This window comes from Burkholderia sp. AU16741 (assembly GCF_002223345.1).
Classification (GTDB): domain Bacteria; phylum Pseudomonadota; class Gammaproteobacteria; order Burkholderiales; family Burkholderiaceae; genus Burkholderia; species Burkholderia sola.
Window position 1 is genome coordinate 135525 of sequence record NZ_NKEZ01000009.1, and the last position, 22909, is coordinate 158433.

The 22909-nt window shown below is 68.6% G+C and carries 25 protein-coding genes; 7 read left to right on the forward strand and 18 right to left on the reverse strand.

Going from position 1 to position 22909, the window contains the following annotated elements; genetic code table 11:
- Positions 1 to 254 precede the first annotated feature (254 nt).
- Positions 255 to 668, forward strand: coding sequence for a hypothetical protein (locus tag CFB89_RS27835; protein WP_089470748.1), 414 nt, complete (start codon positions 255 to 257; stop codon positions 666 to 668).
- An 80-nt stretch (positions 669 to 748) separates the two neighbouring features.
- Here CFB89_RS27835 and CFB89_RS27840 read toward each other — a convergent pair whose 3' ends face one another.
- The 5 genes from CFB89_RS27840 to CFB89_RS27860 form a co-directional block, all read right to left on the reverse strand.
- Positions 749 to 1585: a bifunctional allantoicase/(S)-ureidoglycine aminohydrolase gene (locus tag CFB89_RS27840; protein ID WP_089470749.1), complete on the reverse strand. Its 837-nt coding sequence runs from the start codon at positions 1583 to 1585 to the stop codon at positions 749 to 751.
- An 828-nt stretch (positions 1586 to 2413) separates the two neighbouring features.
- On the reverse strand, positions 2414 to 2851 hold the full coding sequence (locus CFB89_RS27850; protein WP_089470751.1) for a hypothetical protein: 438 nt from the start codon (positions 2849 to 2851) through the stop codon (positions 2414 to 2416).
- A 378-nt stretch (positions 2852 to 3229) separates the two neighbouring features.
- A complete protein-coding gene (locus tag CFB89_RS27855; RefSeq protein WP_089470752.1) occupies positions 3230 to 3889 on the reverse strand; it encodes an isoprenylcysteine carboxylmethyltransferase family protein in 660 nt (219 codons plus the stop codon).
- Positions 3890 to 4045: 156 nt separating this feature from the next.
- Positions 4046 to 4210, reverse strand: coding sequence for a hypothetical protein (locus CFB89_RS35105; RefSeq protein WP_179233547.1), 165 nt, complete (start codon positions 4208 to 4210; stop codon positions 4046 to 4048).
- A 264-nt stretch (positions 4211 to 4474) separates the two neighbouring features.
- The gene (locus tag CFB89_RS27860; protein ID WP_089470753.1) at positions 4475 to 4894 is read right to left on the reverse strand and encodes an HIT family protein; all 420 of its coding nucleotides are present in this window, start codon (positions 4892 to 4894) and stop codon (positions 4475 to 4477) included.
- Between the two features lie 235 nt (positions 4895 to 5129).
- Here CFB89_RS27860 and CFB89_RS27865 point away from each other — a divergent pair, with 235 nt between their 5' ends.
- On the forward strand, positions 5130 to 6551 hold the full coding sequence (locus tag CFB89_RS27865) for a serine hydrolase (RefSeq protein WP_089470754.1): 1422 nt from the start codon (positions 5130 to 5132) through the stop codon (positions 6549 to 6551).
- Positions 6552 to 6629: 78 nt separating this feature from the next.
- Here the strand turns inward: CFB89_RS27865 and CFB89_RS27870 are convergent, their stop codons facing one another.
- The 6 genes from CFB89_RS27870 to CFB89_RS27895 all read right to left on the reverse strand — a co-directional run bounded on the left by CFB89_RS27870 (position 6630) and on the right by CFB89_RS27895 (position 12194).
- Positions 6630 to 7253 (reverse strand): glutathione S-transferase family protein, encoded by a 624-nt coding sequence (locus CFB89_RS27870; protein WP_089470755.1) that lies wholly within the window; start codon positions 7251 to 7253, stop codon positions 6630 to 6632.
- Positions 7254 to 7325: 72 nt separating this feature from the next.
- Positions 7326 to 8825, reverse strand: coding sequence for a TIGR01777 family oxidoreductase (locus CFB89_RS27875; RefSeq protein ID WP_089470756.1), 1500 nt, complete (start codon positions 8823 to 8825; stop codon positions 7326 to 7328).
- Complete coding sequence (locus CFB89_RS27880; protein WP_089470757.1) at positions 8822 to 9691, reverse strand: thiol-disulfide oxidoreductase DCC family protein; 870 nt, start codon at positions 9689 to 9691, stop codon at positions 8822 to 8824. Before CFB89_RS27880 ends, CFB89_RS27875 begins: the two co-directional genes overlap by 4 nt.
- Before the next feature lie 94 nt (positions 9692 to 9785).
- The gene (locus tag CFB89_RS27885) at positions 9786 to 10256 is read right to left on the reverse strand and encodes a DUF2269 domain-containing protein (RefSeq protein ID WP_089470758.1); all 471 of its coding nucleotides are present in this window, start codon (positions 10254 to 10256) and stop codon (positions 9786 to 9788) included.
- Positions 10253 to 11572, reverse strand: coding sequence for an SDR family oxidoreductase (locus CFB89_RS27890; RefSeq protein ID WP_089470759.1), 1320 nt, complete (start codon positions 11570 to 11572; stop codon positions 10253 to 10255). The genes CFB89_RS27885 and CFB89_RS27890 overlap by 4 nt, the downstream gene beginning before the upstream one ends.
- A gap of 88 nt (positions 11573 to 11660) precedes the next feature.
- Positions 11661 to 12194 carry a GbsR/MarR family transcriptional regulator gene (locus tag CFB89_RS27895; RefSeq protein WP_006480371.1) on the reverse strand — a complete coding sequence of 178 codons (534 nt, stop codon included), beginning with the start codon at positions 12192 to 12194 and terminating at the stop codon, positions 11661 to 11663.
- 162 nt (positions 12195 to 12356) lie between these two features.
- Here CFB89_RS27895 and fabV point away from each other — a divergent pair, with 162 nt between their 5' ends.
- Complete coding sequence (gene fabV / locus CFB89_RS27900) at positions 12357 to 13559, forward strand: enoyl-ACP reductase FabV (protein ID WP_089470760.1); 1203 nt, start codon at positions 12357 to 12359, stop codon at positions 13557 to 13559.
- Positions 13560 to 13620: 61 nt separating this feature from the next.
- On the opposite strand, the gene CFB89_RS27905 is transcribed toward fabV, so the two are convergent.
- On the reverse strand, positions 13621 to 14325 hold the full coding sequence (locus CFB89_RS27905; protein ID WP_089470761.1) for an SDR family oxidoreductase: 705 nt from the start codon (positions 14323 to 14325) through the stop codon (positions 13621 to 13623).
- A 339-nt stretch (positions 14326 to 14664) separates the two neighbouring features.
- Between CFB89_RS27905 and CFB89_RS27910 the strand changes: the two genes are divergently transcribed.
- A complete protein-coding gene (locus tag CFB89_RS27910) occupies positions 14665 to 15249 on the forward strand; it encodes a TetR/AcrR family transcriptional regulator (RefSeq protein WP_089470762.1) in 585 nt (194 codons plus the stop codon).
- 43 nt (positions 15250 to 15292) lie between these two features.
- Here CFB89_RS27910 and CFB89_RS27915 read toward each other — a convergent pair whose 3' ends face one another.
- The gene (locus CFB89_RS27915; protein ID WP_089470763.1) at positions 15293 to 15871 is read right to left on the reverse strand and encodes a hypothetical protein; all 579 of its coding nucleotides are present in this window, start codon (positions 15869 to 15871) and stop codon (positions 15293 to 15295) included.
- 25 nt (positions 15872 to 15896) lie between these two features.
- Positions 15897 to 16427 carry a GNAT family N-acetyltransferase gene (locus CFB89_RS27920; protein ID WP_089470764.1) on the reverse strand — a complete coding sequence of 177 codons (531 nt, stop codon included), beginning with the start codon at positions 16425 to 16427 and terminating at the stop codon, positions 15897 to 15899.
- A gap of 226 nt (positions 16428 to 16653) precedes the next feature.
- Here CFB89_RS27920 and CFB89_RS27925 point away from each other — a divergent pair, with 226 nt between their 5' ends.
- From CFB89_RS27925 to CFB89_RS27935, 3 genes are all read left to right on the forward strand, one after another.
- Complete coding sequence (locus CFB89_RS27925; RefSeq protein ID WP_089470765.1) at positions 16654 to 17019, forward strand: helix-turn-helix transcriptional regulator; 366 nt, start codon at positions 16654 to 16656, stop codon at positions 17017 to 17019.
- Complete coding sequence (locus CFB89_RS27930; protein WP_089470766.1) at positions 16991 to 17476, forward strand: SRPBCC family protein; 486 nt, start codon at positions 16991 to 16993, stop codon at positions 17474 to 17476. The genes CFB89_RS27925 and CFB89_RS27930 overlap by 29 nt, the downstream gene beginning before the upstream one ends.
- Positions 17477 to 17595: 119 nt before the next feature.
- Positions 17596 to 18072 (forward strand): SRPBCC family protein, encoded by a 477-nt coding sequence (locus CFB89_RS27935; RefSeq protein ID WP_089470767.1) that lies wholly within the window; start codon positions 17596 to 17598, stop codon positions 18070 to 18072.
- Positions 18073 to 18087: 15 nt separating this feature from the next.
- Here the strand turns inward: CFB89_RS27935 and CFB89_RS27940 are convergent, their stop codons facing one another.
- From CFB89_RS27940 to CFB89_RS27955, 4 genes are all read right to left on the reverse strand, one after another.
- Positions 18088 to 19203, reverse strand: a complete 1116-nt coding sequence (locus CFB89_RS27940) for an amidohydrolase (RefSeq protein ID WP_089470768.1) — start codon at positions 19201 to 19203, stop codon at positions 18088 to 18090.
- A gap of 1 nt (position 19204) precedes the next feature.
- Positions 19205 to 20515 carry an MFS transporter gene (locus CFB89_RS27945; RefSeq protein ID WP_089470769.1) on the reverse strand — a complete coding sequence of 437 codons (1311 nt, stop codon included), beginning with the start codon at positions 20513 to 20515 and terminating at the stop codon, positions 19205 to 19207.
- Positions 20516 to 20598: 83 nt separating this feature from the next.
- Entirely contained in the window at positions 20599 to 21891 is a 1293-nt protein-coding gene (locus CFB89_RS27950) for a CaiB/BaiF CoA-transferase family protein (protein WP_089470770.1), read from the reverse strand.
- Complete coding sequence (locus tag CFB89_RS27955) at positions 21888 to 22880, reverse strand: hydroxymethylglutaryl-CoA lyase (RefSeq protein WP_089470771.1); 993 nt, start codon at positions 22878 to 22880, stop codon at positions 21888 to 21890. The genes CFB89_RS27950 and CFB89_RS27955 overlap by 4 nt, the downstream gene beginning before the upstream one ends.
- Positions 22881 to 22909: the final 29 nt, after the last annotated feature.

Here is a 22909-nt window from a genome sequence, read left to right on the forward strand (position 1 = left end):
GTAGGCGCCGATATCGAGCTTCCGAGGTCGGCTATCGGCTGCGGATTCAAGCCGTCGATGCCAGCCATCGACTTCGTGCGCAAGCGCACCGATAAACGCAAGCGTTAACCCCGGCCTCGATCGAAACAGCTTCCCCCCGATCGTGGAGTAGTATTCCCCGATATCCAGGTGATTGCCCAGCCTCTACGGCGCACAGCCGCCCCATCTACGTGTGGTGGCGCCGGCCGTGGCGACGGCATTGATGGAGCCGCCTCATGTCAACCGAGTGGAAGCACCGCGTCCGACTGTTTATCCAGCGCTTCTGGCAGCCGACCAGCGCGTGCATGACCTGCATGCCCGGGAGCTGGGGAAACGTCATGAGCGTTGCCCACTGGACTATCGCCTTCCATACGGGTCTGCTGACCGGGCTCCTGGCGCTACTGCTGACTTTCACGCCTGTCTCGAAACTCTACGCGCATCGATACGGCAATGCGCTGATCGTTGGCATCCTGACGACGTTGGGCGATGCCTACTCGCACACGAGCCATTACCGCATCCCCTATGTCGAGCACATCGTGACCGGTGCGATTTCAGGTCTCTTGGCCCTTGCGGCCTCATACCTCTTCGAAAACCGCGCGCGACGCCTTCGGGCGGTGTGGGCTCGGGTCGTCGGGCAGCCTATCCGCTGACTTTCCGAACCGACGCCGAACCCGAAAAAAAGCCCGCCGGCAAACACCGGCGGGCTTTCATATCCGAGCTACGTCGCGCTTCAGCGCGCCGGGTTCAGCGTCAGATTCATGTGACGGTTCACGTCCTTGTACAGCAGATAACGGAACCGCCCAGGCCCGCCCGAATAGCACGCCTGCGGGCAGAACGCGCGCAGCCACATGAAGTCGCCGGCTTCCACCTCGACCCAGTCCTGGTTCAGCCGATAAACGGCCTTGCCTTCCAGCACGTACAGGCCGTGCTCCATCACGTGCGTTTCGGCGAACGGAATCACACCGCCCGGCTCGAACGTCACGATGTTCACGTGCATGTCGTGGCGCATGTCGCTCATGTCGACGAAACGCGTCGTCACCCATGCGCCGTTGGTGCCCGGCATCGGGATCGGCTCGACGTCCTGCTCGTTGGTCACGAACGCTTCCGGCAGCGGAATGCCGTCGACGGCCTGGTAATGCTTGCGGATCCAGTGGAAACGTACCGCGGCATCGCTGACGTTGTGCAGCGTCCAGTCGGCGCCCGGCGGAATGAATGCGTAACCACCCGGTTTCAGCGTGTGCTGCTTGCCCTGCAGCGTCAGCTCGGCTTCGCCTTCGACGACGAACAGCACGGCTTCGGCGTGCTTGTCCTGCTCGGGCTTGTCGCTGCCGCCGCCCGGATTCACTTCGACGATGTACTGCGAGAAGGTTTCCGCGAAACCCGACAGCGGGCGGGCGATCACCCACAGGCGCGTGTGGCTCCAGAACGGCAGCCAGCTCGTGACGATGTCGCGCATCACCCCCTTCGGGATCACCGCGTACGCCTCGGTGAACATCGCGCGATCGGTCAGCAGATCCGTCTGCGGCGGGTGGCCGCCATGCGGCGCGTAATACGTTGTCTTAGACATATTGCATCCTGCAATGGGTTGGTCCGGCCCCGGGCGCAAACGGCATCGGGCGGTTCGCCTGCGCGTGACACGCGCAAGCGATGGCGGGACATCGTTGCCGGGGTGGCTTGAAAGCGCATGCGCCTTCGGTCGGTCGGCCAGGCTTCGCGTCGGGTCCGTCCGTCGAGCGGACGCGGCGGCCCGGTGGTCGGGCCGCGGCCCTCGCGATCATGCAGCGAGGCGCGAATGGCGGCGCGGTTCGACTCCGTACGCGAGCATCGCCGACGATAGCGAAGTCGATCTCGATCGACCAATTAAATGTTGCGATGACATGCATTCGATTTCCCACTACCCCCCGGCCCCGCGATGCACGGCGGGGAGGCGTGGCGGGCGCGCCGGCTATCGGGGAAATCCTGACGGATGCGAATGCTCGCGCGATGGGTCCGTGCACGACAACGCAGCGTACAAGCGTCGGTCTCGATGCATCACGTCAAGCGGATCGAAGGCAGTCGATATGTGCGCGTCAACTGACCGCTGCGGCATGGTCCGGGAATACGGTCAGATCAGAACGAGCCAACGTGTCGAAGGCAAAGCGGATGGCATTCCGCTGCCCCTGTCCGGGCACATTCCGGCGCGGCAGGCGATGTCGTCGACAAAGGGGAAAACAGCGGAAGGAGAATGGCCGGCCCGTCAATCGGGCACATGGCAGCGGCTGATGAAGCCGGAGGAGAATCGCCGGTCTGGCCGGCGAAGCGGCCCGGCAGCGCGCCGGGCTGAAGCTCGCGTCGGGATGCCGACGCCATCGGCGCGCCGGTGCGCGGATCGCGCACCGGGCCGCGCCAGCGGCGATCAGTCCCAGTCGCGGTGGTGGCGATGCTTGCGGCGATGGTAGCCGCGGTCGCCGTGATCGCGCTCGTACGAGCTGCGCGACATGTTGCCGCCAAGCGCCGCGCCGGCGCCGCCGCCGACGGCCGCGCCCAGCAGGCCGCCCGTACGGCCGCCCATCGCGTTGCCTGCCGCGGTACCCGCGCCGCCGCCGAGGGCGCCGCCGATGATCGCGCCGGTGCGCTCGCGACGGTTCGACGTCACCGCGCCGCCGGCGCCGCCGCCGATCGCGCCGCCGATGACGGAGCCCGTGCTGCCGCCGACCGCGCCGCCGACCGCCGCGCCGGCAACCCCGCCGAGCGCGCCGCCAAGCGCGTTGTTCAAGTCACCGGCTACGGCCGGCAGTGCAGTCGCGCCGGTCAACGCGGCGACGACGAGAGCGGGGGCGATTTTCTTCCACATTCCCGTATTCTTCCTTGTTCGCAATTCTGGTTATCGAGGTCCGCTCGGTACGACGATCTGAATCGATCGATGTCGGGCCAGGCATTGTGCCGAACCGCGGACCAATTCATTTCAACGAGCTTGCGGCGAAGAATAGCACCGGTCCCGCATTCCTGCCGTGGACATTGTGGTAACAAGTTGTTTACGAATAACTGGCGATGAACGCGGCCGTCTAATCCGGCTGAAACCCTTGCCGGTATTGGCTTCGGCACGATTCCGGCCCCGCATCGCGACAGGCCGGACATGCAGGCCGCCGCACATTCGGGACACACGTGGCAACACATCTGCACAAGCCGCGAGCAGGCCTCCGAACGCCGGTCGGGGGGAAGACGAGGAGGGTCAGTACACGCCGGGCAGCAACCGCCACGTCCGCGCGCAGTACGCGTCGTATTCGGCGCCGAATTCCGAACGCAGCAATGCCTCCTCCGAGCGGATGCGGGCGACGAGCGGCACCAGCGTCAGCACGACCAGCAGCACGCCCACGCCGGAACGGAACGCGAGCGCCCATCCGAGCGAATTGACGACCAGGCCGAGATAGCTCGGATTGCGGATGCGGCTGTAGATGCCCCCGGTCACGAGCGTATGGCCCGGCTGGATCGCGACGAGCCCGCTGAAGCGCTTGCCGAGCACGAACACGGGCCACATGCGTAGCACACCGCCCACGAGGTACAGCGCGACGCCAATCCAGCGCGCCGTGTCGCCGCCGAAGGTCCAGACGTCGAGCCGGTCGGTCAGCGCGGGCAGGTATGCGAGCAGGAAGCCGCTCACCGCGAAGGCCGCGAGCACCCAGCGGTTGTCGCGACTCTCCCGCTCGCCGCTGCTCAGGTTGCCTTCGGTAAACAGCGCGGCGACGGCCATCGCGAGCGTCGCGACGACGATGACGATCAGCTGTGGATGCGAGAAGAACGCGGCGAACCCGCCGCTGCCGAGCACGGCGAGCCCGAGATACACGAGCGTGGACAGGCTCGACAGAACGATGACCTTGGGGGTGGCTGTCATGACGGCCTCGCAGGGATACGCATTCCTGTGAAGTATAGGAACTGCGCACCGCGAGTGCCGTGCCGCACCGTCATGCGGCGAGCGAACGCGCGTGTATCGTCCGGCCGACGGCAGCCGACCGGGCCGGCATGGCCGCGGCCGGCGCGCTGCGACGGATCAGCGGATGTGGAAGTGGCCGCCGATGCCGACCGTGACGGGCGGCGCGTAATACGCGGGCGCATAGCCGTAGTAGGCCGGTGCGGGCGCGTAGCCGTACGGCGGCGCGACGTAGCAGCCGGACAGGCCGCCGATCAGGGCAAGCGTGATGAGAAGTCTGAACATGGCTCGGCTCCCGGCGCGAAAGACGAATGGCATCTCGCGAAAACCGCGCCGCCGCGTGTCGCCGCACCGCGCGACGGCCGGCACGAAGAGGCGATCCGCCCCTCGTGTCGCTCGATGAAACAATGCGCGGAGTCTAGCGCCGGGCCCGGCCGGCCGAGTTTCCCGGGCGGTTACACGTGTTACCTCGCGTGACCGCCGAAACAACCTTGGGCGGCGCGGCGGCCGGCCGGTGGGCAGCCGCCGCGCCGGGTGCGGACGGGTTTGTTACACGAAGCGGGCGCGAATGCGCTGCGCCAGCGCTTCGAGCGTCGCGGCGTCGGCGATGTCGCGCGCATGCATCCGCAGCGCCGCGCCTTCCCAGCGCGGAATCACGTGGAAATGCACGTGCGGGACCGTCTGGCCGGCGGCCGCGCCATTGAACTGGCCGATGAACACGCCATCCGGCTCGAGTGCCGCGCGCACCGCGGCCGCGACGCGCTGCGTCATGCGGATGCCGGCCGCGGCCGCATCGCCGGACAGCTCGAAAATCTGCGCGGCCGGCTCCTTTGGAATCACGAGCACATGGCCGTCGGCCTGCGGCATCAGATCCATGATCGCGAGCGTCGCGTCGTCTTCGGCGACCTTCACGCACGGCAGTTCGCCGCGCAGGATTTTGGCGAACGGGTTGTTGTTGTCGTAGGACATGGCGTTTTCCGATCTCGATTGGACAGCAGGACTGGGGAAGCGATGCCGGACGATTATCGGTCGATGGCCGTCCCGATATCAACTCGCGCGACGTGCGACGCGTGCCGAACCGTCGTGTGGGCGGCAGCGCGACAGCATGCGGCCGTCGTCACGCAGCCGCGATTGCACCGCATCGCCCGAACCTGCGACACTGCCGGATCGTTGCCGGCCGGCACGCCACCGAGGACGCTCGCGCATGACGATTCCCCTCAAGAAGCTGATGCTGCGCGGTGTCGCGCTCGCGCTCGTGGCCGCAATCGGCTACACGGGCTACATGCTGTCCCGGCTCGCGCCGATCGCGACCGGCTATGCGGCCAAGGCGCTGTGTTCGGGCGTGTTCGTGTCGGGCCGCCCGGCCGCGTCCGTGATCGACGTCGACATCACGGCCGGCGTCCATCCGCTGCTGAAACTGGTACGGCCGTCGCTCGATCCCGACCATCATCGCGCGGTGGCGACCTTCGCCGGCTTTGCCAAACGTGAAGCCGACTTCCGGCCCGGCCTCGGCTGCACGCTCGCGCTCGGGTCCGCGACCGGTGCGGCGGCGGCCACCTTGCCGGCCGCGTTGCCGCCCCTCCCCGATCCGCCGCCCGCTCAACCCGATCCGCCCGCTCCGGCCACGCCGCCCGCCGGCATCGACGCCCACACGCTGCAGACCGCGCTCGACCGCGCGTTCGACGAACCCGATCCGGCGCGGCCGCGGCGCACGCGCGCGGTCGTCGTGATGTGGCGCGGACACGTGATCGCCGAACGCTATGCGCCCGGCTTCACGGCCGACACGCCGCTGCCGGGCTGGTCGATGACGAAGACCGTGACGGCCGCGCTGGTCGGCACGCTGGTCGCGCAACACAAGCTGTCGCCGGACGCGTCGGCGCTGCTGCCCGAATGGCGCGGCAGCGGCGATCCGCGCGCGGCCATCACGCTCGACGCGCTGCTGCGGATGACGAGCGGCCTGCAATTCAACGAGGACTACGACGATCCGCTGTCCGACGTCGCGGTGATGCTGTTCACGCAGCCCGATACCGCGCGGTTCGCGTCGGCGAAACCGCTTGCCGCGGCGCCCGGCGCGCAGTGGTCGTACTCGAGCGGCACGAGCGCGATCGTCGCGCGCGTGATGCGCGAAGCGCTGGGCGGCAGCGACGCCGACTACCTCGCGTTTCCGCGCCGCGCGCTGTTCGCGCCGCTCGGGATGCGCAGCGCGGTGTTCGAGCCCGATGCGTCCGGCACGCTCGTCAGCGCGTCGTACCTGTATGCGAGCGCACACGACTGGGCGCGCTTCGGTCAGTTTCTGCTGCAGGACGGCGTGTGGAATGGGCAGCGGCTGCTGCCGGAAGGCTGGGTGCGTTACCTGACGCGTGCGACGCCACAGTCGTCGCGGCAGGAATTCGGCGCGCAGTTGTGGGTGAAGGTGCCGGAGCCGTTCAACGATCGCGGTCCGCATGCGCGCGCGATGCCGGCCGACGCGTTTCATGCGGTCGGCCATGAAGGCCAGTTCGTGAGCGTGGTGCCGAGCCGCGAGCTGGTGGTCGTGCGGCTCGGGCTGTCGCGGCCGGAAGCCGCGTGGAATCACGAGGCGTTTCTCGCGCGCGTGCTCGACGCGGTGCCGGCGCCCGGTGCGTGACGACGGGCGCCCGGCCGCCGCACGCGCTACGGCGGCGGCCGTGGCGACGCCGCCGCTTCACGCGCTATCCGCGCCGCATTACGGATTCGCGCTGCCCCCGTACTGCTTGAACCCTTCGCGCGTCGCGAGACGTTCGATGTAGCGCGACACCGCCGGCAGTTCCGGATGCTCGAACGGCGTGCCGAACCAGCGGTTCACCGACAGGCCGATCGGGATATCCGCCAGCGTGAACGTGTTGCCGGCCACGTACGCGCCGGTCTTGTCGAGCTGCGCGTTCAGCACGCGCATGTGCGTCGTCCAGCCCGCGATCGACCGCGCGATGCCGTCCGGATCCTGGTGCTCGGGAGACTTGCGCACGAGGCCGAGGAATGCACCGACCCACGAGCGGTTCAGGTCCGAGCCCTGCCAGTCGATCCACTGGTCGACACGCGCACGCGCCTGCGGCTCGGCCGGATACAGCGCATCGCCGCCGTAGCGGTTCGCGAGATAGCGGATGATCGTGTTCGATTCCCACAGCACGAAATCGTCATCCTTGATGACGGGCACGAGCGCGTTCGGATTCAACGCGAGATAGGCCGGATCGTGGGTCGTGCGGAAACCCGCGCCCCAGTCTTCCTGTTCGAACGGCAGGTTCAGCTCGGTGCACAGCCACAGCACCTTGCGGACGTTGATGGACGGAATCTTGCCGAGGACGTGCAACATGCTGTCTCCTTGAGGGATCGGGTGCGGAGCGTTCGGCGCGCACGGCACGCGCCGGACGCGTTCACGCCGAATTTATACACGACCTCGCGGGAAACGGCAGAGCGCGGGCGCGAAATCGGTGTGCGGCCGATTCGTCAGATCGCGCAGCGCGTGCTCGGCCGTCGGGAAGCGGAACATGAATCCGTCCTGATGCAGCCGTGCCGGCACCACGCGCTGCCCGTCCAGCAGCAGCTCGGCCATCTCGCCCATCGCCGCGCGCAGCGGCGCGGCCGGCACGTGCAGGAACGCCGGGCGGCGCAGCACCTTCGTCACGACCTGCACGAACGCGCGCTGGGTCAGCGGCGCCGGTGCGACCGCGTTGTAGACGCCGCGCATGCCCGCGTGGGACATCGCTCGCGCGACGATCCGCAATACGTCGTCGCGGTGAATCCAGCTCATCACCTGCGCGCCGTCGCCGAATCGTCCGCCCAGCCCGAAGTAATGCGGCAGCAGCATCGGGCGCAACGCGCCGCCCGGGCCGAACACGATGCCCAGCCGCAGCACCACCGCACGCACGCCGTGGCGCCCGAGCGGTTGCACGGCCGCCTCCCACTGCCGGCACAGCTCGGACATGAAGCCGGTGCCGGCGCGGCTGCCTTCGTCGAGCCGTTCGTCGCCCGGCCGCACGCCGTAGTAGCCGATCGCCGACGCCTGGATCCACGTGCGCGGCTTGACCTCGGCGGTTTCGACCCAGCGCATCAGCGCCTGCGTGACGCCGACGCGGCTGGCGAGCAGCAGCGCCTGCCGACGCGGGCTCCAGCGCGCGCCCAGCACCGGCGCGCCGGCGAGATTGATCACCGTGTCGAAGCGCTCGTGCGGCTGCAACTGATCGACGGACGTCACGCTGCGCACGCGGCCTTGAAACAGGTAGGCCGCGCGCAACGGATCGCGCGCCAGCAACGTGACCGTATGCCCTGCATCGAGCAACCGGTTCACGAGCGCTTCGCCGATGAAGCCGGTCCCGCCGGTGACGAGCACGTTGCCCGGCCGCTGCCCCGCGAACGGGTTGGCGGCCGGCGCGCGTCGCGCGATGCGGCACGCGGCGATTCCGTCGCGCACGCCCGACACCGCCACGCCGACGGCGAACAGGCTGAGCAGCCAGCCGCGCCAGCCGACGTCGATCGCGTGCAGCGCGGTGGGTTCGTGCGCCCACACGGCGAGCTGCATCGCGATCATCCCGAACAGCGCGCCGCCGTTGACGGCCAGCAGCGTATGCAGCACGCGCTCGGTCGCCGGCAGCTTGCGGCTCTGGTCCTCGACGACGAAATCCCACAACGTCAGCCCCACTTCGACGAGCACGACCGTCGCGAGCGCCGCGACCCACGCGCCGTGAAACGCGACGTTCGCGATCGACGCGAACACGAGGCCGTACAGCACGGACCGCACCGCGTGAATCGCCAGTTCGACCCGCGCGCGCGGGCTGTGCGGCAGGTCCTGCGTGAGTTCGTGGTGGTAAAGCGTATCGAATGCGCCCATCGCGCCCTGCACGATCAGCAGGTTGAGCGCCCAGTCGAAAGCCGGCAACGTGTTCATGCGGTATCCCTCCTCCACAACCAGATAAGCGGCGGCACCATCGCGACGAGCGCGGCCACATCGATCGCCACGTGCCCCCACACCTGCGCCTGCCACGACAACAGCATGTCCTGCGGCGCCCAGATCAACAGGCCGGCCAGCAGCCAGCCCCATACTTCCCGCTTCCGCAACCGGTTGCCGAGATGGACGAGCGCGAGCATCCAGACCGCGGCGCACTGCACCGTCGCGCCGAGCAGCGACAGCCACCAGACCTGCTGGGCGCGCGCGGCTTCGGGCGCCGCTGTCGACCAGAAATGCCGCTCGATGCCGCGGTGATAGGCGTCGAGCCATGGCGCGCCGGCAAGCCACGGAATCGCCACGCCGACGAGCAGATGCGCGATCGCGGCGGCGTACATTACGTTCACAGCGACGCGGCGCAGCTTGTCGCGCGGCTGGCGATTCGCCGCCGCGCTTTCGGCGTTCCTGCCGATGCTGCACACGTCGCCTTCGCAGCAGGCTTGCGCGCGATATCCGAGCCAGCGCGATACGGCATATCGGTTGCGTGCGAGGCGGCGATACAGCGGCGCGAACACGGCACGCATCGCTGGCACGCGAAGCAGCCAGGCGAACCCGCGACGCCCAACCAGCGCACGGGCGGCCGCGATGCCGTCGATGCCGGTCAGCATGCGTCCGTCGGGCAGGCGTGCATGCAGTTCGCGATTGAGCGCGGGCAGGTCGACGCCCAGCGGCGCCGGATCGAAACCCGGCTCGGCGATATCGACGAACGCCAGCCGATGTCGCACGTCGCGCTCGCCGAGACGCCGGACTTCGGCGACGCATAACGGACATCGCCCGTCGAAGTACAGCACCAATTCATTGGCATGCATGCTTTGCACTCCTTCTTGTTATCGCAAGCATCGTGAACCGATCGATCGACTGCTTTCCCGCGTATGCCGCCGCTCCCGCGCGACGGCGGCGGGCTCACATCGGCTTGACCACCATCAGGAAATACACGGTCAGCATCGCGAAGAACGCCGGATAGCCGAGCAGTTCCCAGCGCTTCGCATAGCGCCAGTAGCGCTCCGGCAACGCGGCGTCGCCGTTCGCGTGCGCGAGCTTCGCCATCGATGCAAGTTCGAGCTGCAGCCACACGACCGGCAGCCAGCACGCGCTGGCGACCGCATACAGCACGATCGATGCGAGCAGCCACGGCGTATGCCACGGCCAGCCGGCCGTATGCGCGAGCCACAGCCCGGACGCCGGCTGGAAGATCACGGCCGGCGTCGTGAACCACCAGTCCGCGCGCACCACGAGCCGCGACACGGCCGCGATCGCGGGCACCGACCGCGTGCGGTTCGCAAAGAACAGGTAGAACGCGGTGCCGAACCCCGTGCCGACCAGCAGCACCGAAGACAGGATGTGAAGCGCCTTGATGACGAGATAGGTGTTCATGCGTGTTCTTCTTCTGAATAGAGGATCGACAGGATGGCGAGAATCGGCACGTTCTTGAGCACGGGGCCGAACGGTTCGGCCAGCAGGCCCGGCATCGTGACCGCGATGACCGCCGAGTACGCGATGATCAGCGCCGCCTGCGCGGCCCACAGGCGCCGCGACGGCGCGACGACGGTCGCGATGCCGAACGCGAAGTCCAGCGCGCTGGCCGCGTAAAGCGCGATCCGCGCGGGCAGGCCCGTCAGGTGCGCAGGCGCCAGCAGCGCGAGGCTCGCGTGCAGCGGATGGATGAAGGCGCTCGCGATCGCCGTCCAGATCCACACGATCGCGAGCGCCCCCAGCAGCAACGGGCGCCGCCACATCGCGAGCGCGTCGCGGCGCAATGCGCCGGCTTCCGCGCCGACGAAGCCGCCGAGGCCGCGCGGCGGGCGGCCCAGCACGGCCGTGACGGCCGCCGGATCGCCGGTGTTGCCGCCGCGCAGCATCGTCCATGTGTCGCGCGTCAACATCGCCCCCGGCAGCGTGCCGAGCAGTGCGGCCGCCGCGCCGACCAGCGGGCCCGGCAGCGTCACGCGGGCCGCCGGCGGAAATCCCAGCGCGGCACGGTAGCCGGCCAGCATCTCGCGGTACTCGACCTCGTCGCTGCCGACCACGTCGATCACCCGGCTGCCCGCCGCCTGCGAATCGCCCGTTTGCGCGACGAGCCGCGCCACGACTTCGGCGAGATCGTCGACGTGCACCGGCCGCAACCGCTGACGGCCGCCCGCCGGCAGTACATGCACGGGCAGGCTCGCGAGCATCCGGAAGAACCGCGCGGACGCGCCGGCCGCCCCGTAGACGAGCGCCGGCCGCACGATGCGGAAGTCGATCGGCAGCGTCTGCAGGAAACGGTCGGCCGCCTGCTTGCTCGCGAAGTACCGCGTATCGCCGCGCTCGACTCCGAGCGCCGAAATCTGGATCACACGACGCACGCCGGCAAGGCAGCACGCGGTAAAAAGCGCGCACGGCGCGGCGCGATGCACGGCGTCGAGCGTCACGCCGCGTCGATCGGCCAGCATGCCGACCGCGTTGATCACCACGTCGACGCCCTTCAGCCGCGCGAGCCACCCTCGAGAATCGACGTCCTGCGCGAAGTCGATCGCGACGTCGTGCGGGCCGGCCGCGCGGCGCACGCCGCGCAGCACGCGATGCCCGCCGGCTTCGAGCCGCGCGCATAGCGCCTGCCCGATGAAACCGTTCGCGCCGCAGACGAGCACGGTCATGCCGCGCGCGCCGGTGCGATCGGGCGGGCAATTCAATGGCAAGGCTGCGTTCATGCTCGCCCTCTATTTACAGTTATTTCTGTACAGACAGAAATAAAAGTCCCGAAAAAAGCGGGCTGCGTGCCCGCTCTGCCGTTACCGCTTACTTCGACGGCTTGCGCCTGACCGTCTGGCTGATCTTCGCGCCGATGCCGAGCGCCTTCATCAGCGTATCGGGCTTGAGCCGCAGCATTTCGTCGGACCAGGTCGTGAGCGTCTCGACGAACTGCAGCGTGTCGCGAATGCGCTGTTCGGTCTCGCGGCTCTCGTTCGCGATCTCCGGATTCGTCAGGCAATCGCGCAGCACCGTGAGCGTCGGCTCGATCTCGCGTTGCCGCCGCCCTTCGACGATCAGCTTGAACAGCTCCCAGATGTCGGTCGACGTCTCGAAGTGGTCGCGGCGATCGCCCAGCACGTGCACGACCTTCGCGAGCCGCCACGCCTGCAGCTCCTTCAGGCTCGTGCTGACGTTGGAGCGTGCGACGTTGAGCGTCTCGGCGATCTCGTCGGCCGCAACCGGCCGTCCGGCCAGGTAGAGCAGCGCGTGAATCTGCGAGACAGTACGGTTGACGCCCCACCGCGAGCCCATTTCGCCCCAGTGGAGAATGAATCGTTCGGCAATCGGTGTGAGTTCCATGGTGGGGAATTTAGTTTTTTCAGTTATTTCTGTCAAGAGAGAAATAGCCGGGCGATCCGGCGCCTGCCGGCCGCGGCCGCCCGCGATCGGCCGCTTCCTTTACAATGCGCGGGATTTTTCCGATTTCAGGCCGTCCCCGCCTTTCTGACTAGAGGTTCTCCCATGATCATCAAACCGCGCGTGCGTGGCTTCATCTGCGTGACGACTCATCCGGTCGGCTGCGAAGCCAACGTCAAGGAACAGATCGATTACGTGACTTCGCACGGCCCGATCGCCAACGGCCCGAAAAAGGTGCTCGTGATCGGCGCGTCGACCGGCTACGGCCTCGCCGCCCGGATCTCGGCCGCGTTCGGCTCGGGCGCGGACACGCTCGGCGTGTTCTTCGAACGCGCCGGCAGCGAAACGAAGCCCGGCACCGCCGGCTGGTACAACAGCGCCGCGTTCGAGAAATTCGCCGCCGAAAAGGGGCTGTATGCGCGCAGCATCAACGGCGACGCATTCTCCGACAAGGTCAAGCAGGTCACGATCGACACCATCAAGCAGGATCTCGGCAAGGTCGACCTGGTCGTCTACAGCCTCGCGGCACCGCGCCGCACGCACCCGAAGACGGGCGAAACCATCAGCTCGACGCTCAAGCCGGTCGGCAAGGCCGTCACGTTCCGCGGCCTCGACACCGACAAGGAAGTGATCCGCGAAGTGTCGCTCGAGCCGGCGACGCAGGAAGAGATCGACGGCACCGTCGCGGTGATGGGCGGCGAGGACTGGCAGATGTGGATCGACGCGCTGGCCGAAGCCGGCGTGCTGGCCGACGGCGCGAAGACCACCGCGTTCACCTACCTCGGCGAGCAGATCACGCACGACATCTACTGGAACGGCTCGATCGGCGAAGCGAAGAAGGACCTCGACAAGAAGGTGCTGTCGATCCGCGACAAGCTGGCCGCGCACGGCGGCGATGCCCGCGTGTCGGTGCTGAAGGCCGTCGTCACGCAGGCCAGCTCGGCGATCCCGATGATGCCGCTGTACCTGTCGCTGCTGTTCAAGGTGATGAAGGAAACCGGCACGCACGAAGGCTGCATCGAGCAGGTGTACGGGCTCCTGAAGGACAGCCTGTACGGCGCGACGCCGCACGTCGACGCAGAAGGCCGCTTGCGCGCGGACTACAAGGAGCTCGATCCGCAGGTGCAGGCGAAGGTCGTCGCGATGTGGGACAAGGTGACGAACGAGAACCTGTACGAGATGACCGACTTCGCGGGCTACAAGACCGAGTTCCTGCGCCTGTTCGGCTTCGAGATCGCCGGCGTCGACTACGACGCGGACGTGAACCCGGACGTGAAGATCCCGGGCATCATCGACACGACGGTCTGACGAGTCGATCCGCCGCCGCCCCGCGCACGGCGCGGGCGGCGGGTTCGCCGTGCCGGCGGCATCAACGCGGCGCCGGTTCTTCCAGATAGACGCCCGACGACAGCGTGGCCTTCACCTGCCGCGTGAACTCGTCGGTCGACACTTCCTCCGCCCCTGCCTCGATGGCGTCGTACGCCTGGCGCACGACGTCGGACGGCGTCGCTTTCGGCACGTCGAGGCCGGCCGTCAGGTCGGTGTCGATGAAGCCGGCATGCAGCCCGACCACCTGCGTGCGCTGCTCGCGCAGCGAATGGCGCAGCCCGTTGGTCAGCGCCCATGCGGCCGATTTCGATACGCCGTAGCCCGACAGGATCGGCCGGTTCACCCAGCTCGCGACCGACAGGATGTTCAGGATCGCGCCGCCGCCGTGAGCCGCGAGCGTGCCCGCGAACGCGCGTGACATCGCCAGCATTCCGAACACGTTGGTCTCCAGGTGAGCGCGCAATGCATCGACCGCGCCGTCGTCCGTCAGGCTGCCGAGCCGCGCGATGCCGGCGTTGTTGATCAGCAGCGTGACGTCGCGCGCCGCCTCGGCCGCCGCGGCGACCGCCGCCGGATCGGTCACGTCGAGCTTCACGGGCACCACGCCCGGCAGCGTCACGCTGGCCGGATCGCGTGCGCCCGCATAAACCTTGCGCGCGCCCCGCTCGAGCGCCTGCTTCGCGAACTCGAGGCCAAGCCCGCGGTTCGCGCCCGTGATGAAAACGACTGCCCCTTCGATCTTCATGACCCTTCCTTTCGGAGATTCGATCCCGCGCGCGCCGGTTCGTCGCACGCCCGGAATCCGGTGAAAAACCACGCCGCCATCGCGTACCGAACCGTTGCACCGCCAGTGCGCCGGCCGGGCCGCCCCGCTGCCCTCGCCTCGCCGCACCCGGGACGCCGACCGACATCGATCCACGCTGCGCCGATTGCTTCGCTTCGTCCGCGAAGTCGGCTACACTCGAATCTCAATGGCGATCACCATCGTCGTGCGACGCATGGTGCCAGCGCGAGGTCGGCACGTCAATGTCGATCGCCATTGTGTTTTTCAATCGTGGCAATTGCCGGAAAGAGGGAGGGATCGATGGGCGTCTCGAGACAACAGGCCGCCGACAACCGCAACGCGATCGTCGCGGCCGCCGAGCGGCTGTTCCGCGTGCGCGGCGTCGACGCCGTCGGGCTGACGGAATTGATGAAGGAGGCCGGCTTCACACAGGGCGGCTTCTACAACCATTTCAAGTCGAAGGACGCGCTGGTCGCCGCCGTGGTGGACAAGGCCATGCAGGATCGCGCCGATTCGCCGAACGCGGGCAGCGTCGCGAAACAGGTGACCGCGTACCTATCGGGCGCGCATCGCGACAACGTCGAAGCCGGCTGCCCGCTGTCGGGCTTCGCCGGCGATGCGCCGCGGCTGACCGACGCGGCGCGTGCCTGCTACACGCGCGGCGTCGCCGCGTATCTCGACCGGCTGGAACGCATGCTCGCCATGGAAGGCTCGGCCGCGGCGGACGCGCGCGGCGACGCGATCGCCGTCCTCAGCCAGATGGTCGGCGCGCTGGTGCTGTCACGGGCGGTTGCCGGCACCGATCCCGCATTCGCCGACGAGATTCTCGATGCGGCGCGCCGCACGCTCGTGGGGCAGCCGGACGATCCGGCCGTGCCGGCGTAGCGGCACGTCGCCATTCCCGCGCGACCGCATCGCCGTCGCCGCGCTATTGGACTGCCCTCGCGGCATCCCACAGCGGCTGCGCGCCGCGCGCCGCATTCCACGCGGCAAACTGCGTGCGCCACGACTCGAACGGTTGCGCGAGCGGATGGCGCGGATCGTCGCTGAGCGAATACGCCATCCCTTCGATCAGCCAGCGCGGCTTGGTCACGACCGCGACGTTGCCGAGCACTTCCGCCTGCCGGTGATGAATCAGCTCGTGCGCGAGAAAGTAGGTCTGCCAGCCGCGCGGGGCCACGATCACGCCGAAATCCCCGAGCGTCAGCGCCGCGCGCGAACCGAGGCCGAACGCATCGGCGCACGCGCGCGTCGAGCAGAACACGACGCGCGGTGAAGCCCGGAACGCGCCGACGGCCGCCGCCGCGCGCGCGTAGCCGTCGCGATAGAGCCACCGTGCATCGCCGAGCTTCGCGACATCGTCCGTGCAGATGTCGGCGCTCGGGCACGACACGCCGGGAATCAGCGCGGGCGCGACGACGCGCAGCGGCTTGACGAGCGCATACGCGGCAAGCGGCAGCGCGACGAGGAGGCCCGTGACGGCGAAAGCGACGTGGGAGCGTTTCATCGAGGCGGCGGTGTGACGAATGCCATTACGCGAGCTGCTTGTGGAAAAACGTCGTCGCGCACAGCGCGCCGTCGGGCATCAGCGCAAAGTTCGGCACGACGCCGACGCGCTGCCAGCCAGCCCGTTCGTACAGCCGCTCGGCGTCGCCGCCCGTCACCGTGTCGAGCACCAGCACGGTCTTGCCGGCGTCGCGTGCGGCCGCGTCGGCCGCCGCCATCAGGCGCGCGGCGACGCCCTGCCGGCGCGCGTGCCGCGACACGAGCATCTTCGCGATGTCCGCGCGGTGCGGCTGGTTCTCGGGCTGCGCGGTCACGACCTGCACGGTGCCGACGATCCGGCCGGACGCATCCTCGGCGACGAGCAGGATGCGCTCGTCGTTCTCGACGCCCTCGGCCACGTGCGTCCAGAACGCGACCGCGGTCGGCCGCTCGATCGGCAACATGAAGCTGACGGACGCGCCGCCTTCGACGCAATCGATCAGCACGTCGGCCAGCGCATCGACACAGGCCATCGCTTCGCTCGCGCCGACGCGACGGACGGTAACAGGTTCGGTCATGCCATCTCCGGTAGTCAGGTAGTCAAGGAGTCCGATGGGCCGCACGCGTCGGTTCGGCACCGGCGGGATCGTAACCAACGCCGGCTGGGTGTCGAGCCGTGCGCCACGACGTCCCGCGACGGGCGTCCGGTAACCCCGTGGCCGGTCGGCGCGTGTTACCGCCCCATCATCGTACGCGACGAAAATTGTCGTTGCAGCGCTGGCAACATCACCTACACTTAGCCGAATGGATAACCTTCATCCCCGCATCAACGACGTGTTCCAGGCGCTCGCTGATCCGACGCGCTGCGCGATCGTCAGCGCGCTCGGCCACGGCGAGCGGACCGTCTCCGCGCTGGCCGCGCCGTTCGACATGGCGCTGCCGTCGTTCATGAAGCATGTCGCCGTGCTCGAGCGCAGCGGCCTCGTCAAGACCCGGAAAACCGGCCGCTCGCGCACCTGCGCGCTGGTCGGCAGCCGGCTGACCGAGGCCGAGGCATGGCTCGCCGCGCAGCGCGCGCAGTGGGAAGCGCGATCCGATAGTCTCGTCGAATTCGTCGAAGGCCGTCACCAGGAGGAGCAAGATGTCAGCCAGCCACGTCGAACCCGCTGAAGCCCACGATCTCGTGATCACGCGCACGTTGCGCGCGCCGCGCCACGCGCTGTGGCGCGCATGGACCGACCCGGAACTGTTGAAGGAATGGTGGTGCCCGAAGCCGTGGACCACCGAGGTACGCGCGTTCGACCTGCGGCCGGGCGGCGCTTTCCATACGTTCATGAGCGGCCCCGACGGCGGCACGAGCGACAACCCCGGCTGTTTTCTCGACATCGTGCCGGAATCGCGCATCGCGTTCACGTCGATGCTCGCGGGCGGCTGGCGGCCGCAGACGCCGTGGCTGGGCTTCACGGCGATCGTCACGATGGCCGACGACGACGCGGGCAGCCGCTACGAGGCGCGCGTGATGCATCCCGACGCCGCGACGCGCGAGCGCCACGAAGCGCTCGGCTTTTTCGAGGGCTGGAACACCTGCATCACGCAGCTCGACGCGTTCGCCGCCACGCTGCGCTGAACGCCGCCGCGCGTGCGGTCATTGCATGCCGCCGCGCCCGCGCCTAGGATTCCCGAAGGAAGCATGACGACACGCCGGGCGCCGGCGTGCACCGTCTCGCACGCTTCGCGGGAGGCGACATGTTGCATACGCACACGCATTCGACCCGGGTCAGCCGGCACCTGAACGCGCCGCGCGGGCGCGTCTACCGCGCGCTGCTCGATCCGCACGCGGTCGAGCAATGGAAAGTGCCCGACGGCATGACCTGCCGCGTGCACGCGTACGACACGCGCGAAGGCGGCGCGCTGCGCGTGTCGCTGAGCTACGACGCACCGTCGGCCGGCACCGGCAAGACCACCGCGCGCACCGACACCTATCACGGCCGCTTCGTCACGCTCGTGCCCGACGAGCAGATCGTCGAAATCGATGTATTCGAAACCGACGATCCGATGCTGCGCGGCGCGATGACGATCACGATCACGCTGTCGGACGAGGCGGGCGGCACGCGCGTGGACGCGGTGCACGACGGCCTACCGCCCGGCGTGCCGGCCGCCGACAACGAGACCGGCTGGCGGATGGCGCTGGCGCGGCTCGCGGCGCTGGTGGAAGCCGGTTGACGCCGCGCACGCGCGTCAGCCGAGCCGGTACGCGCGCGTGACCGTGCCGCGGAACAGCGCGTCGCGCTCGTCCGCGCTGGCCTGCGCGGTCAGGCGCTTGAACGCGTTCCAGCCGTTCACGAACGAATACGAGCCCTTGTCGACCGGGAAATTGCTCTCGAACATGCAGCGCCCGGGGCCGAACGCGTCGATGCAGGTCATCATCCACGGCTTCCACGTGTCGGCGAGCTGTGCCGAAGACGGCGGCTTCGCGCCCTTCTCGAAATCGAACCCGTTGATGCGCATCCCGAGGCCGCCGACCTTCACGTACACGTTCGGCAATTGCGCGAGCGTGCGCATCGACGCCGACCAGCGCTCGAACACCTCCGGCCGCTTGTCCGCATAGCTGCCGATTCGCACGACGCCGCCGCAATGGTTGACGATGATCCGCGTCTCCGGGTTCGCTTTGGCGAGATCGAACAATTCGGGCAACTGCGGGAAGAACAGCCACGCGTCGTACGACAGCCCAAGCGGCGCGAGCTGCGCGACACCGGCCCGGTACGCGGGATCGAGCAGCAGCCCGCGCGGTACCGCCGACAGCGGATTGGCGAGCGTCGGGTCGACATCCCACGTACTCAGGTGGCGCACGCCGCGAAACCGTCCACGCCCGGCTTCGACATGCGCTTCCAGCACGTCGCGCACGCGTTCGCCGAGCCGCAGGTCCGCATGGCCGACGATGCCTTTCGCGACAGCCACGGGGCCGTGCTGCAGCGGCTCGGTCACGCCGGCGACGTAAGCCGTCTCGCCCACCGGCTTCAGTTCGGCCGGGCCCGAATCGCGGTAACGCGTCTGCGCCTGCATGTAGACGGACGCCTGGATGTTGTGGCCCGAGCGCGCGTCCCGCAGATAGTCGTCGAGCATGTAGATCCAGCCCGGCCGTTCGTAGAAGTGATGATGCGCGTCGACGATCGGCAGGTCGGGCTCGAGCGCGGGTTCGAGCGCCGACGCGAGCCAGTCGGGACGAACCGTGAGGTAGTTGCTTTGCGTCATGCGGGGAACTCCATCGTTGGCTGCCGTCTCGGCGAACGCGGGCAGCGCGAGCGAGGCGGCGGACGCACCGATCAACCGGCGCCGTTTGATCGAAAAGGTCATGTCATTCGCTCCGGTCGAACGCGTACAGCGACAGCGTGAGCAGCGTCGTGATCGCCAGCACGATCGCGAGGCCAAGCATCCCGGCCGTGAAGGTGCCGAAGCTGTCCTTCAGGTAGCCGACGAGATAGGGGCCCGCGAAGCCGCCGAGCGCGCCGATCGAATTGATCAGCGCCAACCCGCCGGCCGCGGCCTGGCCGGACAGGAAGCGCGACGGCAGCGTATAGAAGATCGTGCGGCCGGCAATCGTGCCGATCAGCGCGAGCGTGATGCCGACGAGCGCGGGCCCGAGCGTCAGGAAATGGGTCGACACGCCGAGCGCCACCGCGCCGATGCACAAGCCGATCGCCAGGTTCGCGACCGGGCCGCCGCGACGGTCCACCCGTTTCGCCCACCACAGCAGCGCGATCGTGGCGAAGAAGTACGGCACCGCGGAGAGCCAGCCAGTCTGCATCGTCGACATCCCGTGCGCCTTCAGCATTTGCGGCAACCAGATGCCGATGCCGTACGAGCCCATCGTGAAGCCGAACGAGATCAGCGCAAGCACGTACACGCGCACGTCGCGCAGCGCGACGCCGAAGCGCTTCTTGCGGCCGGCGGCCGCCGCGCCGTCGCGTTCGAACGCGCGCTGCAGCGCGGCGCGCTCGTCGTCCGACAGCCACGCGGCATTCGCCGGCGAATCCGACAGCAGCTTCAGCACGAGGAAGCCGAGCGCGCACGCGGGCAGCCCTTCGACGATGAACATCCACTTCCAGCCGGCGAGCCCGAGCGTGCCGTCGAGCTGCAGCAGCCATGTCGACAGCGGGCCGCCGACCAGCGACGACAGCGGCGTCGACACGGTGAACCACGCCAGCACACGCGTGCGGTAGCTCGCCGGAAACCACACGGCGAGAAAGAAGATCACGCCCGGAAAGAACCCGGCTTCGCCGATGCCGAGCAGCAGGCGGATCGCGTAGAAACTGGTCGGCCCGGTCGCGAGCGCGGTCGCGGCCGCCATCAGCCCCCACGTGATCATGATGCGGGCGAGCCAGCGGCGCGCACCGAAGCGATACAGCGCGAGATTGCTCGGCACTTCGAACACGCAGTAGCCGGCGAACATGATCCCCGCGCCCCAGCCGAACTGCGTTGCGGTCAGCCCGAGATCGCGGTTCATCGTGAGCGCCGCGAAGCCGACGCTCGTGCGATCCAGGTAGTTGAAGAAATACGCGAGCGCGAGCAGCGGGATGAAGCGCCACGCGGCCTTGCGCACGGCCCGTTGCTCGACCGACGTGTCGGTGTCGCGATCGACGGGCAGCGCCGAGGAAGCGGATGTCATGGTTGTCTCCGTGGATGCGGCGCTCCTCTGCCGCGCGGTGCGCGGCCCGGACGCCTTTGTTCGTTCGATGAATCGCGGCTGCGCTACGCGCTCGCCACTTCGTTCGCCGACGGCGCGCCGCCCGGCGCGTCGCCGTGCGCGGAAACGTTCGCGCCGTACCGCCCCGCGACGACGCCCGACTCGATCAGCGCACGCGCGTCGTCCGGCGTGTAGCCGAGTTCGCCGAGCAGCGCGCACGTGTCCTGGCCGAGCGCGGGCGGCGCCGAGCGCAACCGCAGGCGTTCACCCGCGAGCGTCAGCGGCAGCAGCGCGGTGCGCGTGTCGACCGGCCGCCCGGCGCTGCTCGCGTCGGCCGGCAGCGTCACGGTTTCGAGGCCGCCCGTGGCGAGCAGATGCGGATCGTCGAACAGGTCCTGCGGCTTCGTGATCGGCGCATACGGCAGGCCGGTCGATTCGAAGATCGCGCCGATCTCCGCTGCCGAGTACGGCGCCAGCCGCGAGCGCAGCTCGGGCAGCAGCCATTCGCGCGCCTGTACGCGCAGGTTGTTGGTCGCGAGGCGCGGGTCGTCCTTCAGCGCGGCCAGGCCGAACGCGTCGCAGAACAGCGCCCACTGCGTGTCCGACACGACCGCGAGAAAAATCTGTTCGTCATCCTTGACGGAGAACACGTCGTAGACAGCCCACGCGGAAATCCGGCTCGGCATCGGCGACGCGGCCTGCCCCGTCACCGCGAACTGCATCATGTGCTGCGCGACGAGGAACACGTTGTTCTCGAACAGCGAACTCTGCACCTGCTGGCCGCGGCCCGTGCGTTCACGCTGCGCGAGCGCGGCCATCGCGCCGATCGCGCCGAACATGCCGCCCATGATGTCGTTCACGCTCGCGCCCGCGCGCAGCGGCCGCCCTTCGGGGCCCGTCATGTAGGCCAGGCCACCCATCATCTGCACGACCTCGTCGAGCGCGGTGCGATGCTCATACGGCCCCGGCAGGAAGCCCTTGTGCGACACGTACACGAGACGCGGATTCAGCGCGTCCAGCTGCGGGTAACCGAGCCCGAGCCGGTCCATCGTGCCGCTCTTGAAGTTCTCGCTGAACACGTCCGCCGTCGCGACGAGCCGCCGCACGATCTCCAGCCCGCGCGGGTCTTTCACGTCGACCGCGACGCTCTTCTTGTTGCGGTTGAACATCCCGAAGAAGCCCGCGCCGGAACCGCGCAGTGCCCGCGTGCTGTCGCCCGCGATCGGTTCGATCTTGATCACTTCCGCGCCGAGATCCGCGAGCAGCATCCCGCACGTCGGGCCCATCACCATGTGCGTCATCTCGATCACGCGCACGCCTGCATACGGCAGCGCGGCAGCCGGTTGTCGATCGTTCATCGTGCGACTCCCGTCATGCATCCTTCCGGTTGCGCGGCCGACGGCGCGCGGCCATCCGCATAGCGGAATCCCTTCGGCAAGCCCGCGTCCGGCACGTGGCCGTACAGCGCCTCGGACGGCAGCGCCGCCTGCAGGATCGCGCGCGCGACGAGCAGCGCGTCGACGTCGACGCCCGTGTCGTATCCCATCGCTTCGAGCAGGAACACGAGATCCTCGGTGACGATGTTGCCGGTGGCGCCGGGCGCATACGGGCAGCCGCCGAGGCCGCCCTGACTCGCGTCGATCGTCGTCACGCCGGCGTCGAGCGCCGCGACGACGTTCGCGAGCCCCTGCCCGCGCGTGTTGTGGAAATGCGCGCCGCCGGCCTTGTCGCCGACTTCGCGCTGCAGCCGCATGAACAGCCGGCGCACCTGTGCGGGATTCGCATAACCGCTGGTGTCGGACAAGCCGATTTCATCGACCCCGCATTCGGCCATTGCGACGGCCATCGCAATCGTCTCGTCGTCGGAGACCGCGCCGGCAATCGTGCAACCGAACGCAACCGACACGCCGGCCTCGATCTGCACCGACGGAAACCGCGCGTCGCGCAGCGCGACGATCGCGCGCACCTCATCGATCATCTGCGCGGGCGTCTTGCGGATGTTGGCCAGCGAATGCGCTTCCGTGACCGAGACCGGCAGCGTCAGCTTGTGCACGCCCGCGTCGAACGCACCCTCGGCGCCGCGCAGGTTCGGCGCGAGCGCGGCGACGTGCAAACCGGGAATCGCGAGCGCGTGCGCGACGACTTCGCGCACGTCGGCCATCTGCGGCAACAGCGTGGCCGGCACGAACGACCCGACCTCGATCTCGCGCAGGCCGGCCGCGGCCAGCGCGGTGATCCAGCTCAGCTTGGCGGCCGTCGGCATCACGGTCTTGATGCTCTGCAGCCCGTCGCGCGGGCCGACTTCGCTGACCAGCATCTTCGGATTTTCCTCCATTCGACACCTCATCGTTCCATCCGAAAGAACATAGTTCTGTT

Bases quoted from the DNA above. Each gene is read 5' to 3' on its own strand.
- CFB89_RS27835 (WP_089470748.1), top strand. From the start codon at position 255: ATGTCAACCGAGTGGAAGCACCGCGTCCGACTGTTTATCCAGCGCTTC.
- CFB89_RS27840 (WP_089470749.1), bottom strand. From the start codon at position 1,585: ATGTCTAAGACAACGTATTACGCGCCGCATGGCGGCCACCCGCCGCAG.
- CFB89_RS27850 (WP_089470751.1), bottom strand. From the start codon at position 2,851: ATGTGGAAGAAAATCGCCCCCGCTCTCGTCGTCGCCGCGTTGACCGGC.
- CFB89_RS27855 (WP_089470752.1), bottom strand. From the start codon at position 3,889: ATGACAGCCACCCCCAAGGTCATCGTTCTGTCGAGCCTGTCCACGCTC.
- CFB89_RS35105 (WP_179233547.1), bottom strand. From the start codon at position 4,210: ATGTTCAGACTTCTCATCACGCTTGCCCTGATCGGCGGCCTGTCCGGC.
- CFB89_RS27860 (WP_089470753.1), bottom strand. From the start codon at position 4,894: ATGTCCTACGACAACAACAACCCGTTCGCCAAAATCCTGCGCGGCGAA.
- CFB89_RS27865 (WP_089470754.1), top strand. From the start codon at position 5,130: ATGACGATTCCCCTCAAGAAGCTGATGCTGCGCGGTGTCGCGCTCGCG.
- CFB89_RS27870 (WP_089470755.1), bottom strand. From the start codon at position 7,253: ATGTTGCACGTCCTCGGCAAGATTCCGTCCATCAACGTCCGCAAGGTG.
- CFB89_RS27875 (WP_089470756.1), bottom strand. From the start codon at position 8,825: ATGAACACGTTGCCGGCTTTCGACTGGGCGCTCAACCTGCTGATCGTG.
- CFB89_RS27880 (WP_089470757.1), bottom strand. From the start codon at position 9,691: ATGCATGCCAATGAATTGGTGCTGTACTTCGACGGGCGATGTCCGTTA.
- CFB89_RS27885 (WP_089470758.1), bottom strand. From the start codon at position 10,256: ATGAACACCTATCTCGTCATCAAGGCGCTTCACATCCTGTCTTCGGTG.
- CFB89_RS27890 (WP_089470759.1), bottom strand. From the start codon at position 11,572: ATGAACGCAGCCTTGCCATTGAATTGCCCGCCCGATCGCACCGGCGCG.
- CFB89_RS27895 (WP_006480371.1), bottom strand. From the start codon at position 12,194: ATGGAACTCACACCGATTGCCGAACGATTCATTCTCCACTGGGGCGAA.
- fabV (WP_089470760.1), top strand. From the start codon at position 12,357: ATGATCATCAAACCGCGCGTGCGTGGCTTCATCTGCGTGACGACTCAT.
- CFB89_RS27905 (WP_089470761.1), bottom strand. From the start codon at position 14,325: ATGAAGATCGAAGGGGCAGTCGTTTTCATCACGGGCGCGAACCGCGGG.
- CFB89_RS27910 (WP_089470762.1), top strand. From the start codon at position 14,665: ATGGGCGTCTCGAGACAACAGGCCGCCGACAACCGCAACGCGATCGTC.
- CFB89_RS27915 (WP_089470763.1), bottom strand. From the start codon at position 15,871: ATGAAACGCTCCCACGTCGCTTTCGCCGTCACGGGCCTCCTCGTCGCG.
- CFB89_RS27920 (WP_089470764.1), bottom strand. From the start codon at position 16,427: ATGACCGAACCTGTTACCGTCCGTCGCGTCGGCGCGAGCGAAGCGATG.
- CFB89_RS27925 (WP_089470765.1), top strand. From the start codon at position 16,654: ATGGATAACCTTCATCCCCGCATCAACGACGTGTTCCAGGCGCTCGCT.
- CFB89_RS27930 (WP_089470766.1), top strand. From the start codon at position 16,991: ATGTCAGCCAGCCACGTCGAACCCGCTGAAGCCCACGATCTCGTGATC.
- CFB89_RS27935 (WP_089470767.1), top strand. From the start codon at position 17,596: ATGTTGCATACGCACACGCATTCGACCCGGGTCAGCCGGCACCTGAAC.
- CFB89_RS27940 (WP_089470768.1), bottom strand. From the start codon at position 19,203: ATGACCTTTTCGATCAAACGGCGCCGGTTGATCGGTGCGTCCGCCGCC.
- CFB89_RS27945 (WP_089470769.1), bottom strand. From the start codon at position 20,515: ATGACATCCGCTTCCTCGGCGCTGCCCGTCGATCGCGACACCGACACG.
- CFB89_RS27950 (WP_089470770.1), bottom strand. From the start codon at position 21,891: ATGAACGATCGACAACCGGCTGCCGCGCTGCCGTATGCAGGCGTGCGC.
- CFB89_RS27955 (WP_089470771.1), bottom strand. From the start codon at position 22,880: ATGAGGTGTCGAATGGAGGAAAATCCGAAGATGCTGGTCAGCGAAGTC.